Origin of the sequence: Nocardia rhamnosiphila NBRC 108938 (genome assembly GCF_000720425.1) — a bacterium.
Taxonomy (GTDB): domain Bacteria; phylum Actinomycetota; class Actinomycetes; order Mycobacteriales; family Mycobacteriaceae; genus Nocardia; species Nocardia rhamnosiphila.
The window spans coordinates 810,555-827,669 of record NZ_JOAJ01000003.1; the positions used below are offsets into that span (position 1 = coordinate 810,555).

The window sequence follows — 17,115 nt, forward strand, 5'->3', positions numbered from 1 at the left end:
AACAGAATTGCCCATGTTTCAGAATGGCATACGTTTCGGAAAGCGTGACGCGATAACTCGCTCGGAACGGGCATGCTCGGACACGGAACATCGTTTACCGGTAGCCGCAATTTAGCGGCGGCGGACTGCGCCCGCGGACGTGCCCATAGCGGCGAAATACCGACGACGCCGACCAAGTCACCCGACTCGCGGTTCCGCGGGAGTTCCGCGATTTCCCGGAAATATTGCGATTCTCCGAAATCGGTAGCACGACTCTGGTAAACGTGCCGGGGAGATCGGGAGGATCTCGCTGTATAGAGAAGCAGAGAAATACCGAGGAGAACGAATGCGTGCAGGCACGTTTCTGATCGCCGGTGCGGTGTTATCGGCGGCGACCGTGCTGGGCGGCGGTATCGCGGCGGCCGAGCCCGCGGATCACATATCGCACGACGGCGTCTACCGGGTCGGTGTCGATATCCGGCCCGGAACCTGGGAATCGCCCGGACCGGCCGACCCCGCCCGCAGCTGCGATTGGCGGCGGCTGCGGTTGGTCGAGGGCGACAACACGGATATGAGCTACATCATCGAGAACAACTACACCAGGCTGGGCCCGATCCGGGTCACCGTGAAACCGACCGACGCGGGCTTCAAGACCGAGAACTGCGGTCCCTGGCGCATGGTCCCGCCGGTGCCGGCGCCGAGCGGTTCGGCCGGACGCTGACCCGCGACCGGCCGCGGCCCGGCTTCCCCAGATAGGGGGAGACCGGGCCGGTGGCGCCGCGGCGGCCCGTCACCGGTGGGCGCGCAGCTGATACAGCCCTTCGGTTTCGGCGACGACCACGCCGTCGGCATCGCTGAGCACCGCACGCAGCGTGAAATCCGCTTTACCGTTGGCCGCGGCCTCGGCCGCGATCCGGTCGATCTCGGCGTCGTCCAGGGTGGCCTGGGCACGGACCGCCGTGGTCGCCGGTTTACGGAACGTGATCCGCAGGTCCTTCACCAGCGGATAGAACCGTGTGGTGTCGAAACTGGCCACCGCGATGGCTCCGCCCAGGATCTCGCCGACGGTGAACAGCACCCCGGCGTACATGACACCGAAATGGTTGCCGTTGCCTTCGACGGGCACCGTGGCGGCGGCGTACCCGCGGCGCACCTCCTCGGCGTGCACCCCCATCCGGTGCGCCACCGGAATGGTCTGTTCCAGCGCCGAGTTCACGACCTCGGCGATGGGCGGGTTGCGGACATCACTCATATCAGGGTCGGCCCTTCCGATGGATCACGCGACGATTTGCTTCTCTTCGGTGGCCGGCGGGTCGGGTTCGGCGGCATCGGGCACCTCGGTGCCGCGCAACGACGTCCCGGCGGTCTCCCGCAGGAAATACCATGCCACCAGACCGATCAACGCGGCGGCCACCATGTAAAGGGCGGGGAACAGGCTCCATCCGGTGGCTTCGATCACCGCCTCGTTCACGAGCGGAGCGGTACCGCCGAACGCAGCCGTGGACACGTTGTAGGCCAGGGCGAACCCGGCGTAGCGCACATGGGTCGGGAAGATGGCCGGGAAGGTCGCGCTGATCGTGGACAGCTGCGGAACGTACAGCAGGCCCAGTACGACGAAGCCCACGATCGCCCAGCCGGTGCCCACACCCATCAGCCAGTACATCGGTACGGCCAGCACCGCAAGCCCGACCAGCGAGAACAGCCACAGCGGCCGCCGCCCGGTCCGGTCGGACAACCGGCCGAAGAAGGGGACGCACGCCATCATCGCCACCTGACCCACGAGCATCATGGCGGTGGTGGTGGACTCGCCGAGGCCGATGGTGTTCTGCAGATAGGTCGGCTGGTAGGTGAGCAAGGTGTAGTTCGCCACGTTCAGCGCGATGACCAGGCCCGACAGGGTCAGCAGCTCCCGCTTGTAGGTGGTGATCAGCACCCGGAGCCCACCTTCGGGATGCTCCTGCTCGTTGACCTCGGTGAACACCGGCGATTCGTCGAGCTTGGTCCGCAGGTACCAGCCGATCGCGCCCAGCGGGACGGCGATCAGGAAGGGGATCCGCCAGCCCCAATCGTGCATGGCGTCCGAGCCGAGGATGAGCTGGCACAGCAGCACCACCGCGGAACCGCCGACGAAACCGCCGAGGGTGCCGAATTCCAGGAAGCTGCCGAAGAAGCCGCGCTTCTTATCGCTCGCGCATTCGGCCAGGTAGGTGGCCGCGCCCCCGTACTCGCCGCCGGTCGAGAAACCCTGCACCACGCGGAGCAGGATCAGCAGGATGGGGGCGAGCACCCCGACCTGGCCGTGGGTCGGTAGCACACCGATCAGACCGGTGGCGGCGGCCATGAGCAGGATGGTGGTGGCCAGCACCACTTTGCGGCCGACACGATCGCCCAGCGGACCCCAGACCATGCCGCCGACCGGCCGCAGGACGAAGGAGATGGCGAAGCCGAGCATGGTGCCGAGGGTGCCGAGTTCCCCGGGGAAGAATGCGTCGGTCAGGTAGGTGGCGGTTGCGGCGTAGACACCGTAGTCGAACCATTCGGTGGCATTGCCCATTGCCGAGGCCGCCACCGACCTCTTGAGTTGCGGTGCTTCGACCTGGTCTGGTTCCGGCTTCTGGTCCGTCACGGTCAGTCCTCTCCGGCGCATGCGTCCGTGTCGGCCCGGCCGACCCATGACGTCGCGCTCGCCGGCGACCGGGTTCCGGCGAGTATCGACCTCAATCCGTTACCCGCGATTTTCCCTGGGTAAACGCTCACAGCACCGGAGCCCGGGCAGCGGGCACCTCTCATCAGCTACTTACCAGCGTATGTGAACGCGCTCACACCCGCGGGAGAACCGGCCCCGGACCTGCCTGCGGCGGCCGTCCGCGGGCCGGTGTTCCCGGCTGCTCAGCGCGACTCCTCGCCGCCGACAGTGGCGGGCCGATGGTTCACCTCGATGAGTGGCAGCCGCAGCGCGGCGGGCGCCGACTCCGGCACCACCGGCGACACCGGGGCGATGGGGGCGACCCGCCGATAGGGCGTGCCGAGCGGTGGCCGGGGGTCCGCCTCGCCCTTGTTCGGCCACATCGCCACCGCGCGTTCGGACTGTGCGGTGATGGTGAGGGAGGGGTTGACACCGAGGTTGGCCGAAATGGTCGAACCGTCGATCACGTGCAGTCCCGGATAGCCGTAGAGCCGCTGGTAGGGATCCACGACACCGGTCTCGGCACTCTCCCCGATCACACAGCCGCCGATGAAATGGCCGGTCATCGGAATATTGAACACACTGCTGGTGGCTCCGCCGGCGATACCGTCGATCTTGTCGGCGACCCGGCGGCCCACCTCGTGCCCGGCCGGGATCCAGGTCGGGTTGGGGGCGCCCTCACCCTGCCGGGTGGTCATCTTGCGGCCGAACAGCCCGCGTTTGGTGTAGGTGGTGATCGAATTGTCCACCGACTGCATCACCAGCAGTCCGATCATCTGTTCCGACCAGCCCCGCGGGTTGTGCAGATGCGGCAGATCGCGACGGTTGCGCCAGATCTCGCGTAACCACAGCCGGCGTTTGGACACACCCGGTTCCTCGTCGACCATGACGCTGCCCATCAGCGAGATGACATTGCTGCCCTTGCCGTAGCGCACCGGTTCGATATGGGTGTCGTGATCGGGATGGATCGAGGAGGTGATCGCCACCCCCTTGGTGAAATCGCTGGTCTTGTCCCGGCTGCGGATCGCGAGCAGTTCCTCGGAATTGGTCCGGGACAGGAAGCCCAGCCGGCCGGAGATCTCGGGCAGCGACCCGGAATCGCGCAGTGTGTGCAGCAGCCGCTGGGTGCCCAGGGAGGCCGCGGAGAAGATCACCTGCTCGGCGGTGAAAGTGGCGCGTTTCTTGCGCAGCCAGCGCCCGGTCGTCACCGTGGCCACGGTGTAGCCGCCGCCGGGCAGGGGTTTCACATCGGTGACGGTGCGCAGGGCGTGCACGGTGGCACCGGCCTGCTCGGCCAGGTACAGGTAGTTCTTGACCAGGGTGTTCTTGGCGTTGTGACGGCAGCCCGTCATACATTCGCCGCAGTGGGTGCAGGTGCGGCGCGCGGGCCCGGCGCCCCCGAAATACGGATCCGGCACATCTTCGCCGGGCCGGCTTCCGGGACCGCCGAAGAAGACGCCGACCGGCGTCCGCTGATAGGAATCGGCCACGCCCAATTCCTCGGCGACCTCCAGGAAGACCCGGTCGGTCGGCGTGGTCGCCGGATTCGTGGTCACGCCCAGCATGCGCTTGGCCTGGTCGTAGTAGGGGGTGAGCTCGTCTTTCCAGTCCGTGATACCGGCCCACTGGCCGTCGCGGAAGAATTTCTCCGGCGGCTCGTAGAGGGTGTTGGCGTAGACCAGGGAGCCACCGCCGACTCCCGCCCCGGCCATGATGAGCGTGTTCTTCAGCAGCGCGAGCCGCTGGATCCCGAAGCAGCCGAGGTACGGCGCCCACAGGTACTGCCTGGCACGCCAGGACGTCTTGGCGAATTCGTCGTCGGCGAAGCGGCGCCCGGCCTCGAGGACGCCGACCCGGTATCCCTTCTCGGTCAACCGCAGGGCGCTGACGCTGCCCCCGAATCCGGAGCCGATGACGAGGACGTCGTAGTCGAAGGTCTGGCCGGGCCCGGCGCCGGTGCCGGTGCTCGTTGCGGAACTGGACATCTTTCCGAGACTATGGCCTGGGTCACCGTCGAGGGCACATACCCGCGGACACGAAATCGGCACTTTCGGCCAACCTGCCCGCGCCCGGCCCCTTCCCGCTCACCGTCCGGCCCCGGCCACCGGAGTCGGATCGGGAACCGCCGCCTCCGGCACGGTGGCGCCGGGGTCCCGGTCGGCCTGCGCGCCGGGCCGGCCGTGCTCCACGACATAGGTGGCCCGGGTGCGGATCGGCGCCCCGGGCCGCCCGACATAGGGCACCACCCGGTAGTCGCTACGCCACAGCCGTTCGTCGACCTCCACCCGGACATACCCGCGCTGACCGTTGAAGAACTTCATATCCGGGTTGGCGGCCAGCAGTGTCCGGCCCCGCGGCGGCAGGTCGGCGCCGTCGCGTCCGGTGGTGATCGAGGTCCCGGTGAACTCGGTGGCCACCACCGGGGAGTGCGGGTCGCGGTAGTTCCCGCGCAGATCGACCACGTAGTTCTCGTGCCGGTCACCGGTGAGCACCACGAGATTCCCGCGCCCGCGCGCCGCCGCCGCGGCGAGTACCGCGTCGCGGTCGGCGACATAACCGTCCCAGGCGTCGGTGCCCACCGCGACCGCCGGGCCCGGGTCGTAGTCGGACTGCGCCATCGCGACCTGATTGCCCAGGATCTGCCAGCGGGCCGGGGAGCGGGTGAGGCCGTCGATCAGCCAATCGCGTTGCGGCGCACCCAGGATCGTGCGCTCTGCCGCGAAGCGATCCGGGCAGTCGACCACCAGGTTTCCGCCGTCACCGCAGACCAGCGAGGTCCGGTACTGGCGTGTGTCGAGCATGGTGAGATCGGCGAGATCACCGAACGCGTAGCGACGGTGCATCCGGACGTAGGGTCCGGCGGGTAGCTGGTCGATACGCAGCGGCAGATGTTCGTACATCGCCCGGAACGCGGCCGTGCGACGCCGCCGGAACAGGGCGGGCAGCAGATGGATATCGATTCCGGCGCCCGGATCGAAACCGGCCCAGTTGTTGTCGATCTCGTGATCGTCGAAGGTACAGATCCAGGGGAACGCGGCATGTGCGGCCCGCAGTTCGGGTTCGGCCTTGTACTGCGCGTACCGCAGTCGATATCCGGTGAGGTCGGCGGCCTCCGCACGTAGCGTCTCCGGGATCGCGACGCCCGCGCGACCGCGGGCCCATTCCTTCTCGTAGATGTAATCGCCCAGATGCACCACGAAATCGAGGTTTTCGTCGCACAGATGCCGATAGGCGGTGTAGTAGCCGGAACTCCAGTGCTGGCAGGAGGCGAAGGCGAAGCGCAGCCGCGCCACCCGCGCGCCCGCGGCGGGGGCGGTGCGGGTACGGCCCACCGGGGAGATCGCCGCCCCGGCGCGGAAGCGGTAGAAGTACCAGCGGTCCGGTGCCAATCCCCGGACCTCCGGATGCACGCTGTGGGCCAGTTCCCGGGTGGCGAGCGCGCTGCCGCGGGCGGCGATCCGGCGGAAATACTCGTCCTCGGCGACCTCGTACTCGACGGTGACCGGCGCCCGGGCGGTGCCGCCGAGCGCATCGGGCGCGAACGGGTCCGGGGCCAGCCGGGTCCACAGTACGACCCCGTCGGGCAATGGATCGCCGGACGCCACCCCCAGGGTGAACGGATCGCCGAGCCATCGCGGCGCCCGGTACGGAGCGCTGCTCGCCAGACCCGCGCCGGCCAGGAGCGCGGCCGCACCGGCGGTGCCCGCCTGCAGTAACCGACGTCGGGACAGAGCCATGAATCAGCTTAACCCGGCCCGAATCGCCGGGACGACCGTGGCGGAGTCCGGTCGCCCGGTCCGGTCACCGGGCGACCGGACCGGTCTATCGATCGCCGATACAGACCACGAACCGGCGTTCGTCGTAGACGAACCCGCGGTCGGCGGACGGACACGCGTTCACATTCACCGTGTCCGGCAGGATGCTGATCACCTGCACCCCGCCCGGTCCGCATTCCGTACGTTGCGGCTGATCGCCCGAGACATCCACACAGCTGCCGACGACCCAGTCGATATCGAGGCACAGGGTCGTCTCGCCGATGGTGTGGCCCGAGTCGGCGTCGGACGGACAGGTGGTCCCCGCCGGGCCGGCGGCGACCACCTTGTACCGGGATTCCGTGCTACCGCAGGTGGCCTTGGTGACCTCCTTCTCCCCCAGCGCGCTCAGGCACTCCCCCGCCGCGACCTCGACCTTCGGCGGGGCCTGTTTCGCCTCTTTGTTGGCCGAACCCGCGATACCGACCGCGGAGGGGGTGGTGGTCGGCGGGACCGTCGACGGCACCAGCACCGACGGCGGCGCCACCGGGGCGGGCGAGGTCTCGGTCACGCCGGTGGCGGGCGTCGTCTCGACGGCGGCCGGCGCGGCGAGGTCCTCGGTCGTCTCGTCGCTGCCGGCGGTGGCCAGCAGCGCGGCCACGCCGATGCCCAGCACGATCGAGGTCACCACCGCCGCGATGGCGATCGCGGCGGCGGTGGCGCCGACCCGGGCGCGTTTGTCCTGTGGCGAGAGCGGCGGGTTCCCGCCGTCCTCCTCCGGGCCCGGCTGGGTCACGGTTCGCCGCGCAGCACGGCCTGCACCGCGTCGACGAACGGCTGTCCACCGGTGATGTAACCGCCGGCCACCGCACCCACGACCAGACCGATCGGACCGGTGATGATGCTGAGGAAACCGAGCCCGACGAGCGCGCCGAGCAGACCGCCGAGCACCGCGCCCGCCGCGACGCCGACGACGTTCTCCTGCAGTTCGGTGGTCAGCCGGGCCATCGAGCTGACCGGCCGCATCTCGCCGATGTTCTCGGCGGTGACCGTCGGGGTCAGCTCGAGAGTGGTCCCGTCCGCGCTGATCTCGTGGGCCACCGCCATCTCACTGCCCGAGATCTCGTACTGCAGCGGCACTTCGGCCACCACGGCACCGCTGACGGCCTTGAGGACGGCCTTGGCGCCGTCCGGCGTCAGTTCGAACCGCCCGTCGTGGACCTCGGTGGTGATCGTCTGGGTCTTCTGGTCGACGCTGGTCTCGTAGGCGACGCCCTGGTCGACGCCCTCGCTCTTGATCTCCGGAGCCGGAGCCGCGGGTTCGGCGTGCACCACGCCGGCGGAAATCCCTACAGCGGCGACGGACAGAAGTGCGGTAGCGGCGAAAGTGCCGAACTTCATTACGTTCATTCCTTCTCACGTGAACCGACCCTGGGCCGGGCGGCTGCGATTTCATTCGCGCACAGGACCATACCGATATTCGGAGTTCGAGTGCATATCAGGAATTAAACGGAAAATCCATCCTTTAAATTGCTGATCAATAACCGTGCTGTTCGGCGGTAATTCCGCAATACTCGCCCAGGTCAACGGTTATACGACTCTGCGATATCACCGTGGCACCCGCAGCGGCCCCGGCAGCATTCCGCCGGCAATCGTCCAGTGGCCATAACTTTTACGCCCGGTTATTCACCGGAAGGCCTCGAGGTGTTACACACCCCCGGAATGTGCCAATCGGCGGCCGGGTCCGGCGGCCTCGCCCGCACGCGTCAACCGGAACTACTTCGTGATCGACAGGGCCTGTGCCGCGCGACCCCGGAGTGCTGCACTACTTACAGGACGTTCCACCGTGTCCCCACCGTCGATCCGACCGGAGCACGCGCCATGACGACCGCCGCACACATGCTGCTCACCGCCTGCGCCCTCGCCGCCGCGACCGCGTTCGGACCCGCACCCGGTGCCTCGGCCGCGGTGTCGAACGTGAGCGTCTCCGGTGGCTTCGGCCTCGGCTTCGTTCAGTACGGGACCGGCTGCACCTACACCGTCACAATCAGCGGCGACGGGGTGGGCACCTTGGAGGACCGGGTGGACGGGCAACCCGGCGGCACCTTCGGGCCGATCGAGCAGGCCGGCCCCGGCACGTTCACCGCGGACTGGGCGCCGACGGTGTCCGGTCGGCATTCGGTATCGGCCGACGGGGTGGGCACCGAGGTGTATGTGCAGAAGGGGCACGACTTCGGCATCGTCTGCTTCACCCTGCCCGAGTATCTGAGCCTGCCCGGCTGAACGGGCGGGACGGACCGGCGGCCGGTCGCGATCGCCGCCGGGATCACTCCAGGCCGCTTGACAGACTCCGTACTTTTGACAGACTCCGTCGAATGGTCCCGGGACGGCAGTCCCGGGCCGGACGAAGGGATTTCGGATGGGTGTCTACGCGGTCACTGGTGCGGCGTCGGGGATGGGCAGGGCGGTCGCCGACAAGCTGACCGCCGCGGGCCACCGTGTGATCGGGGTGGATATCCAGGAGACCGATATCGTCGCCGATCTCGCCACCGCCGCGGGCCGGCGCAGTGCGATAGAGGCGGTACTGGACGCCGCGGACGGCCGCCTCGACGGCGCCGTCCTCGCGGCCGGGCTCGGACCGGTACCCGATCCCGCCCGATTGCCGGTCATCGCCGCGGTGAACTATCTCGGCACGGTCGAATTGCTGGAGGGCTGGCGGCCCGCGCTCGCGGCGACCGGATCCGCGCGGGTCGTCGCCTTCGGCAGCAATTCCGCCACCACGGTCCCCGCGGTGCCGCGCCGGACGGTGGCGGCGTTCCTGGCCGGTGATACCGAACGCGCCGTCCGGACGGTGAAGATCTTCGGCAAGCAGGCCGCGCCGTTCGTGTACGCGGCATCCAAGATCGCGGTCAGTCGCTGGGTGCGTCGCCGGGCCGTCCGGCCGGAATGGGCCGGGGCCGGTATCCGGCTCAATGTCATCGCCCCCGGCGCGATCCTCACCCCGCTGCTCGAACGCCAGCTCGCCTCCCCCACCGAGGCCAAGGCGATCAACGCGTTCCCGGTCCCCACCGGCGGCTTCGGCAAGCCGGAACATATCGCCGACTGGGTCTGCATGATGCTGTCACCGTCCGCCGAATTCCTGTGCGGCAGCATTGTTTTCGTGGACGGCGGCACCGACGCCTACTTCCGTCCGGACGATTGGCCACGCGCGGTGCCGCTGCGCCGCATCGTCGGCTACCTGCGCCGGTTCCGTGGCTTCTCCGCGACCCCGCGTGCGGAGTAACCACGGACCGTCCCCGCCACCGGGCGCCTACACGGTGGTGGCTCTCGCGGATTCCGGAACCCGGTTCCGATCCGACCACAGCTCACCCGTACTGCCACCGGCCGCGCGGAGCGGAACCGCGCAACGTATCGCTATATACGATCGGGATCCGTTGCCGCGCCGCGAGTTTCGGGCAATTGCAGAGCGTTGCACCAGATCCAGTCGAGTGTCTCCAGCAAGGTGTCGAATTCGATCTGCTCACCCTCCACGAACACCAGATACGCGACTTTGCTCACCATGCTCGACAACGCCAGCGCCGTCACCCGCGCGTCCAACCGCGCCGTGACCAGACCGCGCTCCTGCAGATCGCGGATCAACGCCGCATTGCGATCGATGAACGCCGAGGCCCGCTCGGCGCGCAGCGCGGCGAACTGCGGGTCGACCCGGGACACCTGCTCCAGCACGGCCATCAGCCGCGCGTTGCGCCGATAGGACCGCAGATACTCCCGGTTCGCCGCGGCGATCCAGTCGCGTGGATCGTCGCTCCCGGCGCGCGCCCGGACGTGCGGATGCAGCATCTCCTCCCGGACCTGCTCGACGACCGCGGCGAAAATTTCTTCCTTGCTGTCGAAATGGGTGTAGAACGACCCCGACGCCACCCCGGCGGCCCGGGTGATGTCACTGATCCGCGCATCCACGAACCCGTCGGCCTCGAAAACCGCACGGGCCGCCGCGAGGAGCGCCGCGCGGGTGCGGATCCCGCGGCGGCTCTTCGGGGCGGGCCGGGTCGAACGACCGGCCACCGCGAGCTCCGGCGCGACTCCCTCCCCGGGCTTCCCGCCCGCGGATACGTTCTCGGCTCCGCCGCCGGTCTTTCGGACCGCGGAGGTGTTGCCCGCTACGCCACCCTCGGTTTCAACGACTCGGCCAACCCGGACCACGGGGCCCTGGGGCCGACCGCCGTCGCGCTCCTGCCGGGCGTTCACCGGTCACTCGCCGTCATCGCAGGCCGGCCGGATCGCCGAAGCCGGTCACGGCGAGCGCGAATGAACTCCGGCATCGCGGGCCGGGCGGAATGCGGAAGCCGGTGGCGACGAGCACAAATCAACTCCGCCACCGCAGGTCGGCCGGAATGCGGAAGCGGGTGGCGGCCGGCGTGAACACGTTCGGATACTGCGTTCACGCCGGGAACAGGCGACCCGTCGCCAGCGTGGTGATTCGGTCGGAGTTCCCGGTATCGCGCAGCGTCGCCCGGCCGACGTCGGCCCGTAGTGTCGCGTCGGCGACCACCGGCCCCACCCGGGCGGGTTGCAGGTACCGCAGGCCGAGGGTGCTCAGCGTGGACCCGGGTGCCAGCGAGAGGATGGCCTCCTCCGCCGCGAGAGCGATCAGTCCGCCGTTGACGGTGCGGGAGGCGTTCAGGCCGTCGTCGGTGCGCGGCAGCACCGCGGTACCGGGGGCGCTGCGCACACACCCCGCCCGTTCGGCGAGCGGCACCTCGAGCAGCCGGTCCGATACCGGCATATCGACGCTCAACCCCGCGGGCAGCCGCAGGTCCGCGTCGGGCGAAACCATGAACGATCCGCCACCGAAGGCGAACGGTTCGCCGTCGACGGTCCATTCGACCTCCGCGACGAACACCGACCGCCCCGCTTTGATCTTGCGCCCCACCGCCCGCACCTCGCCGGACCCCGGCGCCGGCCGGTACAGGTGCACATCGAGTTCGAGGGTGACCGGCACCCGCGGCCCCAGGGTGAGCGCGGCCAGCAGCCCGGTCACCGTATCGGTCCAGGTGGCCAGCACCGAGGTGCGCAGCCGCTCGGTGCCGGGAACGTGCATCTGCGGGGTGATCGTCGCCGACCCGTGCAGCTCGTCGCCGGCCCGCGTTGTCGCGAAGCCCAGCTCCAGCAGGATGTGCTGCCGCCGCGGCGCGGTTCCGGTCTCGACCGTCATGGGTTGCCTCCTCGTGCCCGCCCGGGTCGCGCCGGGGGAACAGCCGGGCGCCGACCGGACATGTCCAACGTATCGGGCGGCGAGCCGAAGCGCCCGGGCCACGTCCCCGAGCCCGGGCGGGAACCACTAGCTGCCGGCGGCTTCGGCCGCCGCGCGGGCCTTGCCGAGCTCGGCCCGGGCGATCGTCAGTTTGTGCACCTCGTCGGGGCCGTCGGCGATCCGCAGGGTACGTAGATGGGCGTACATGCTCGCGAGCGGGAAATCCTCGGTCACGCCCGCCGCGCCGTACACCTGGATGGCGCGGTCGACGATCCGCAAGGCCATCACCGGGGCGGCGATCTTGATCGCGGCGATCTCGGTGCGGGCCTCCTTGTTGCCGACCGTATCCATCATCCAGGCGGTCTTCAGGGTGAGCAGCCGCGCCTGTTCGATATCGATCCGGGCCTCGGCGATCCAGTCCCGGATATTGGCCCGTTCGCTGACCTTGCGCCCGAATGTGGTCCGCGAATCCGCCCGGGCGCACATGAGTTCCAGCGCGCGTTCGGCCATCCCGATCGCGCGCATGGCGTGATGGATGCGGCCGGGGCCCAGCCGGGCCTGGCTGATCGCGAAACCCTCCCCCTCACCCTTCAGTACATCGGTCACCGGGACCCGCACATCGGTGAACTCGATCTCGGCGTGCCCCTCCCGATCGACATAACCGAACACCGGAAGATTGCGGACGACGGTGACGCCCGGCGCGTCGATCGGCACCACCATCATCGACTGCTGCCGATGTTTGGGCGCGTCCGGATCGGTTTTGCCCATCACGATGAGCACCTTGCAATTGGCGTGCATGGCGTTGGAGGCGAACCACTTCCGGCCGTTGAGCACGTACTCGTCGCCGTCGCGTTCCATCCGCATCTCCACATTGGTGGCATCGGAACTGGCGACCCCGGGCTCGGTCATCGCGAACGCCGACCGGATGGTGCCCGCCAGCAGCGGTTCGAGCCAGCGCTGCTTGTGCTCCTCGGTACCGAAGAGGGTGAAGACTTCCATATTGCCGGTATCGGGCGCCGAACAGTTGCACGCCTCGGGAGCCAGCGCCGGACTGCGGCCCATGATCTCGGCCAGCGGCGCGTACTCCAGATTGGACAGGCCCGGGCCCCACTCCGGATGCGGATGGAACAGATTCCACAACCCCCGCTCCTTGGCCTCGGCCTTGAGATCCTCGAGAATCTGCGGGTGATGATGCGGATCGCCCGCCGCGGCCATCTGCGCGGCGTAGACCGGCTCGGCCGGATACACGCTGTCGTCCATGAACGCGAGCAGGGTGCGCCGATACTCCCGGGCACGCTCGGTCGAGGTGAACAGTTCCACGAGAACTCCGATCGTCGGGGCGCGGCTCGATGCCCGTCCGACGGTAGCCCAAACTTGAATCCGGATTCAAGTACTTCGGCCCCGCGGAACCGGCATACCCCGGAAGAGCACGGCACAGGGCCCGGACCCCGAGGGGCCCGGACCCTGTGGTGAGCGGCCGACCGCTGTGCTCAGGCGCGGACGGCGGGCCGGGCGGCGGTGTCCTCGTATCCCGGCAGGGGGGCCTGTGGGGGAAACGTCACCGGCAGGCCCGCCAGCGATCGATGGAAGGGGCCCGGCCGCCAGACCGCCTCGCCGTCGGGGAAATCCGCGCGCATCTCCGGTATCGCGTCCAGTAGCTGATCGATGGCACCCTCCGCGACCATATAGGCCAGCGACTGGGCGGGGCAGGCATGCGGGCCCAGGCCCCACGCCAGGTGGGCGCGGTTACCCGTCAGCTCCGAGGTTCGGATGGCCGGGTCGTTGTTGCAGGCCGCCATGCTGATCACCACGGGCTGGTGCGCGGGCAGCCACACATCGTCCAGCAGGATCGGCATCCGCGGATAGGTGATCAGCAGATTCGCCAGCGGCGGGTCGTTGAACAGCACCTCGTCCAGGGCGTCCCGGGAAGTGAGATTCCCGCCGAGGACGCTGCCGCCGAACCGTTCGTCGGTGAGGATCAGCAGCAGTGTGTTGACGATGAGGTTCAGCTCGAATTCGATCCCGGTGCCGTACACCTGCGAAACGTGATGGGAGACCTCCTCCTCGGACAGCTCGACCGGATGCTGCAGCAGCACCGAGGTGATATCGCTGCCCGGCTGCTCGCGCTTGAGCAGCACCAGGTTCATCAGGGCCTCGCCCAGCATCCGGCTGCCGGCTTCGGCGTCCACCCCCTCGAGCAGCGCGGCCGTCCCGGCCGCGACCTGCTGACCGATCTCCGGCGGGCAGCCGAGCAGATAGTTGATCACCTGGAAGGCCAGTGGGAACACGTACTGCTGGATCAGCTCCGCCCGGCCGTCCTCGCAGAACGAGTTGATCAGCGGGCCCGCGATGTTCTCGACGACCGTGTGGATCGCGTACATGTCCACTTCGTCCATGCTCGCCGTGATCGCCTGCCGATAGCGCACGAATTCCTGCCCGGCGCAACGGCTGGCCATCGGCCGCCATTCCAGCAGCGGCAGGATCGGGCACTCGGCCGGAATGTCCTGCTGCCACACCCGGGGGTCGGCGGGAAAACGATCCGGATCGTTGAGCACCCGCAGGGCGGTGTTGTATCCGATCACCAGGGTGGCGGGCACGCCGGGCGCGAGCTCCACCGGCGCCAGTGACCCGTACCGAGCCCGCATCTCGCGGTAGGCCCGGTGTGGGTCGGCGGCGAATTCCGGCAGGTACAGCGGTATCCGCGGATCATCGGAATCGATCGGCGAACCGTGCACGTGGGCCTGTGCGTGTCTTCGGTAATCCGAGGTAGTCAAGAACGAAACTCCATACCGTCCGGTGGCGGAGCCGATGGTTTTCCACCGGCCGATCCCGGTTCGAGGCTCCTCCTGCAGGAATCTCCTGACTCGAGCCGGAACCAGGCGATGGTACGACATGGTCACGAACTCTGATCGATTGTGAAACAAGTTGTACGGCCGTCTTTTTCGCGTTGTTGTTGGACTAGTCCGCACATTTTCGATCGGTCTGGTCCGAATATTTCACCGGACTTTTCCGCCACCGCGACGCGGCCGGGCTCGGCGAATCCGAAGCCCGGCCGACGCAACGCTTCTCACACGCCGAGCGCGTCCAGTGATCGATTGTCGTCGATGGCCGAGGTGATCCGCCGCAAAAGTGTGAGGCAGGTCTCCTTCGACTGCATCTCCGGCTGATACGCGGCCCGGCCGATCGTGAACGCCCATGCCGCGTAGGCGAACATCGACTGCTGCCGGTAGATCAGCCAGGCCGTGTCGAAATCGGGCGCCACACCACCGGCCTCGGCCAATTCCTCCAGATAGGCCCGCAGCAGTTCTTCGGCCCAGGCCCGGCGGTCCTCCGGTTCGCACCCGGAATTGACCGTATAGGCGAAATCGTGCCCCCAGCCGCCGCGCATCACGACCTGCCAGTCCACATAACCCATCCGCCCCTCGGCGGTCCGGTAGGTCTGGCCGATATGCGGGTCGCCGTGCAGGAGGGTATGCGGGAGTTCGGTCGTGGCCAGGTCGACCGCACGCTCGACCCCGGACCACAACCGGTCCGCCTGCCCGTGCAGGCTTTCCGGGACCACTTCGGCCGCCCGGTCCAGACCCACCGCGCAGCGGGTCTTCATATCGATGGCCGCGAGATAGGCCTGCAACGCCTCGTTGGTGGTCTTGAGCACCTCGATGGAGGGGTCCTCCCAGAATGTCCCGTGCAGCCGGGCGAGGTTGCGGACCAGATCCTCCATTTCGGCGCGGCCGATCGGGGCGGTCGGTTCACTGAACACCGCACCCCGCGTCACGGCGATATCCTCCATCAGCGCGATCGACCGCCAGGAAGCCGGATCCGAAGCCCCCCAATAGCCGAGCGGGGCCTGAATCTCCAGTTTCGGCCGGAAATCGCGGAAGAACCGGGTCTCGCCGTCGATCATCTTGCCGCCGCCGAGCAGAATCCGCTGACTCAGCGACGTCGTGGTCTTGGCGAACAATGCCTCCGGTAGCGCGGCCGCCCGGCCCGCCTCGTTGTACTCCACCCGGATCGCCACCCGCGTGGAGGTGCCGCTGCTGCCACCCGTGGTATCGAAGGAGACCACTTCGGCGCCGGGGGTGTCCCGGCAGAGCACCGCGGTCAGCCATTCGGCGGTGAGCGCGGCGCCGGACGCGGGCACATCGTCGATCGCGCGGGCCCGGTGCCCGGTGAGTTTCTCGCCGAGGATATGCCCGCCCACCGCGGCGAGCCGGCCGAGCAACCAGAGCTTGTGATTCATTTCCGCCTCACTTTCCGGATGCGCGTGAAACACGCACACCGTGCCGAACCGTCCGGTCCGGACTTTTTCTTCGCACAGACGATTTCCGATTTTGCGCCATATTCGCTGCGCCGGAACGGGTTTCGGCCGATTACTTTACGATGAGGACGCGAATGAGCCCGGCCCGGCCCGCTCGAGCAGGCCGCGGGGCATATATCGGAACGAGACGCCACCGGCACCGGAAGTTTGCCGGAACGCGAAATATAATCGGGTCACCGACCACTGTCGACGAAAGACGCCCACCATGGTGACGCTATCTGTTCGACATGTACCGGACGCGGTGTACCGCGCCCTGCGGATCCGCGCGGACAATCACGGCCGCAGCACCGAGGCGGAGATCCTCGCCATTCTGGAGGAGGTCGTGACACGCTCCCCGGAAAGAGTCCGCTTGGGGAAGGTCCTGTCCGGGGAGCCCCCGGCGGACGGGCGGGAGGAAGCCGAACCCGGGGACTGACCGATCGGCGAGGCGGGCCGCCGCGAAGGCGTTCACCTCGCCCCGGTCTCCGAGGCCTGACTATTCGACGTTCTCGCTCGGAGGTCCGATCCCGGGGATAGGCTGCGCATCAGACTTGTGGTGAACGCGTAGTCGACGTCCGAGCCGGTCATCCGGCCGCTGACGCGCTCGTCGCTCGCGGCGTGGGCAAGGTGGATCGCGACGGCGACCAGCCAGCCGGCGGGAAGCCGACTGTCGAATTCGCCCGTGCACTGTCCGCGCCTGATCACCCGTTCGATGCGATCCGTGATCGGCGCGTGCCGAGCATGGTCCTCCCGCGCGGCGATCGGCAACGCGTTGATCCGTTGTAGCAGGACGGGGTAGCGCCCGGATTCCCGCGCCGCCGCCTCGAATATGCGTAGCAATGCCTCGGTGGCCGTGCCCTCGTCCGGCGCCGCGGCATCCATCGCGGCGGCGGTCGACTCGGTGAGCCTGTCCAGGACCGCCCTCAGCAGCCGATCGCGGGAGGGGAAGTGGGCATACACCGTCTGGCGGGTCACTCCCGCGCCGGTGGCGATGGTTTCGACGCCGGCTTCGGGCTGTTCGTTCAGGATTCGCGCGGCCGCGTCGAGGATGGCCGCCCGGCTGCGGTGGGCGTCGGCACGCTGCTTACGAGCCATCGATACCTCACTATCTCTTACATCTTGTCAAATTATCCATAGATTTATATCT

General features: G+C 68.3%; 16 protein-coding genes. 4 read left to right on the forward strand and 12 right to left on the reverse strand.

Going from position 1 to position 17,115, the window contains the following annotated elements; all coding sequences use genetic code 11:
* Positions 1-325: 325 nt before the first annotated feature.
* Complete coding sequence (locus IG75_RS0115645; RefSeq protein WP_030522006.1) at positions 326-700, forward strand: Rv1352/Rv1906c domain-containing protein; 375 nt, start codon at positions 326-328, stop codon at positions 698-700.
* A 69-nt stretch (positions 701-769) separates the two neighbouring features.
* Here IG75_RS0115645 and IG75_RS0115650 read toward each other — a convergent pair whose 3' ends face one another.
* From IG75_RS0115650 to IG75_RS0115675, 6 genes are all read right to left on the reverse strand, one after another.
* A complete protein-coding gene (locus tag IG75_RS0115650) occupies positions 770-1,231 on the reverse strand; it encodes a PaaI family thioesterase (protein WP_030522007.1) in 462 nt (153 codons plus the stop codon).
* 24 nt (positions 1,232-1,255) lie between these two features.
* On the reverse strand, positions 1,256-2,626 hold the full coding sequence (locus IG75_RS0115655; protein WP_030522008.1) for an MFS transporter: 1,371 nt from the start codon (positions 2,624-2,626) through the stop codon (positions 1,256-1,258).
* 242 nt (positions 2,627-2,868) lie between these two features.
* Positions 2,869-4,650 carry a GMC family oxidoreductase N-terminal domain-containing protein gene (locus IG75_RS0115660; protein WP_051714591.1) on the reverse strand — a complete coding sequence of 594 codons (1,782 nt, stop codon included), beginning with the start codon at positions 4,648-4,650 and terminating at the stop codon, positions 2,869-2,871.
* 99 nt (positions 4,651-4,749) lie between these two features.
* Positions 4,750-6,402: an alkaline phosphatase D family protein gene (locus IG75_RS0115665; RefSeq protein WP_051714592.1), complete on the reverse strand. Its 1,653-nt coding sequence runs from the start codon at positions 6,400-6,402 to the stop codon at positions 4,750-4,752.
* A gap of 85 nt (positions 6,403-6,487) precedes the next feature.
* Positions 6,488-7,213: an LppU/SCO3897 family protein gene (locus IG75_RS37365; RefSeq protein ID WP_051714593.1), complete on the reverse strand. Its 726-nt coding sequence runs from the start codon at positions 7,211-7,213 to the stop codon at positions 6,488-6,490.
* Positions 7,210-7,818, reverse strand: coding sequence for a DUF8020 domain-containing protein (locus IG75_RS0115675; RefSeq protein WP_030522012.1), 609 nt, complete (start codon positions 7,816-7,818; stop codon positions 7,210-7,212). Before IG75_RS0115675 ends, IG75_RS37365 begins: the two co-directional genes overlap by 4 nt.
* A 480-nt stretch (positions 7,819-8,298) precedes the next feature.
* On the opposite strand from IG75_RS0115675, the gene IG75_RS0115680 reads away from it, so the two are divergent.
* Both IG75_RS0115680 and IG75_RS0115685 read left to right on the forward strand, forming a co-directional pair.
* Complete coding sequence (locus IG75_RS0115680) at positions 8,299-8,700, forward strand: hypothetical protein (protein ID WP_030522013.1); 402 nt, start codon at positions 8,299-8,301, stop codon at positions 8,698-8,700.
* 136 nt (positions 8,701-8,836) lie between these two features.
* On the forward strand, positions 8,837-9,700 hold the full coding sequence (locus IG75_RS0115685) for an SDR family oxidoreductase (protein ID WP_030522014.1): 864 nt from the start codon (positions 8,837-8,839) through the stop codon (positions 9,698-9,700).
* A gap of 131 nt (positions 9,701-9,831) precedes the next feature.
* Here IG75_RS0115685 and IG75_RS0115690 read toward each other — a convergent pair whose 3' ends face one another.
* The 5 genes from IG75_RS0115690 to IG75_RS0115715 all read right to left on the reverse strand — a co-directional run bounded on the left by IG75_RS0115690 (position 9,832) and on the right by IG75_RS0115715 (position 15,911).
* On the reverse strand, positions 9,832-10,482 hold the full coding sequence (locus IG75_RS0115690; protein ID WP_036514124.1) for a TetR/AcrR family transcriptional regulator: 651 nt from the start codon (positions 10,480-10,482) through the stop codon (positions 9,832-9,834).
* Between the two features lie 376 nt (positions 10,483-10,858).
* On the reverse strand, positions 10,859-11,632 hold the full coding sequence (locus IG75_RS0115700) for a PaaI family thioesterase (protein ID WP_030522016.1): 774 nt from the start codon (positions 11,630-11,632) through the stop codon (positions 10,859-10,861).
* Between the two features lie 126 nt (positions 11,633-11,758).
* Positions 11,759-12,991 carry an acyl-CoA dehydrogenase family protein gene (locus IG75_RS0115705; protein WP_030522017.1) on the reverse strand — a complete coding sequence of 411 codons (1,233 nt, stop codon included), beginning with the start codon at positions 12,989-12,991 and terminating at the stop codon, positions 11,759-11,761.
* A gap of 170 nt (positions 12,992-13,161) precedes the next feature.
* The gene (locus IG75_RS0115710) at positions 13,162-14,445 is read right to left on the reverse strand and encodes a cytochrome P450 family protein (RefSeq protein WP_051714648.1); all 1,284 of its coding nucleotides are present in this window, start codon (positions 14,443-14,445) and stop codon (positions 13,162-13,164) included.
* 293 nt (positions 14,446-14,738) lie between these two features.
* On the reverse strand, positions 14,739-15,911 hold the full coding sequence (locus IG75_RS0115715) for an aminoglycoside phosphotransferase family protein (protein WP_030522019.1): 1,173 nt from the start codon (positions 15,909-15,911) through the stop codon (positions 14,739-14,741).
* 283 nt (positions 15,912-16,194) lie between these two features.
* On the opposite strand from IG75_RS0115715, the gene IG75_RS0115720 reads away from it, so the two are divergent.
* Positions 16,195-16,404, forward strand: a complete 210-nt coding sequence (locus IG75_RS0115720) for a FitA-like ribbon-helix-helix domain-containing protein (protein ID WP_036513776.1) — start codon at positions 16,195-16,197, stop codon at positions 16,402-16,404.
* 32 nt (positions 16,405-16,436) lie between these two features.
* Here the strand turns inward: IG75_RS0115720 and IG75_RS0115725 are convergent, their stop codons facing one another.
* The gene (locus IG75_RS0115725) at positions 16,437-17,063 is read right to left on the reverse strand and encodes a TetR/AcrR family transcriptional regulator (RefSeq protein WP_063834144.1); all 627 of its coding nucleotides are present in this window, start codon (positions 17,061-17,063) and stop codon (positions 16,437-16,439) included.
* Positions 17,064-17,115 lie beyond the last annotated feature (52 nt).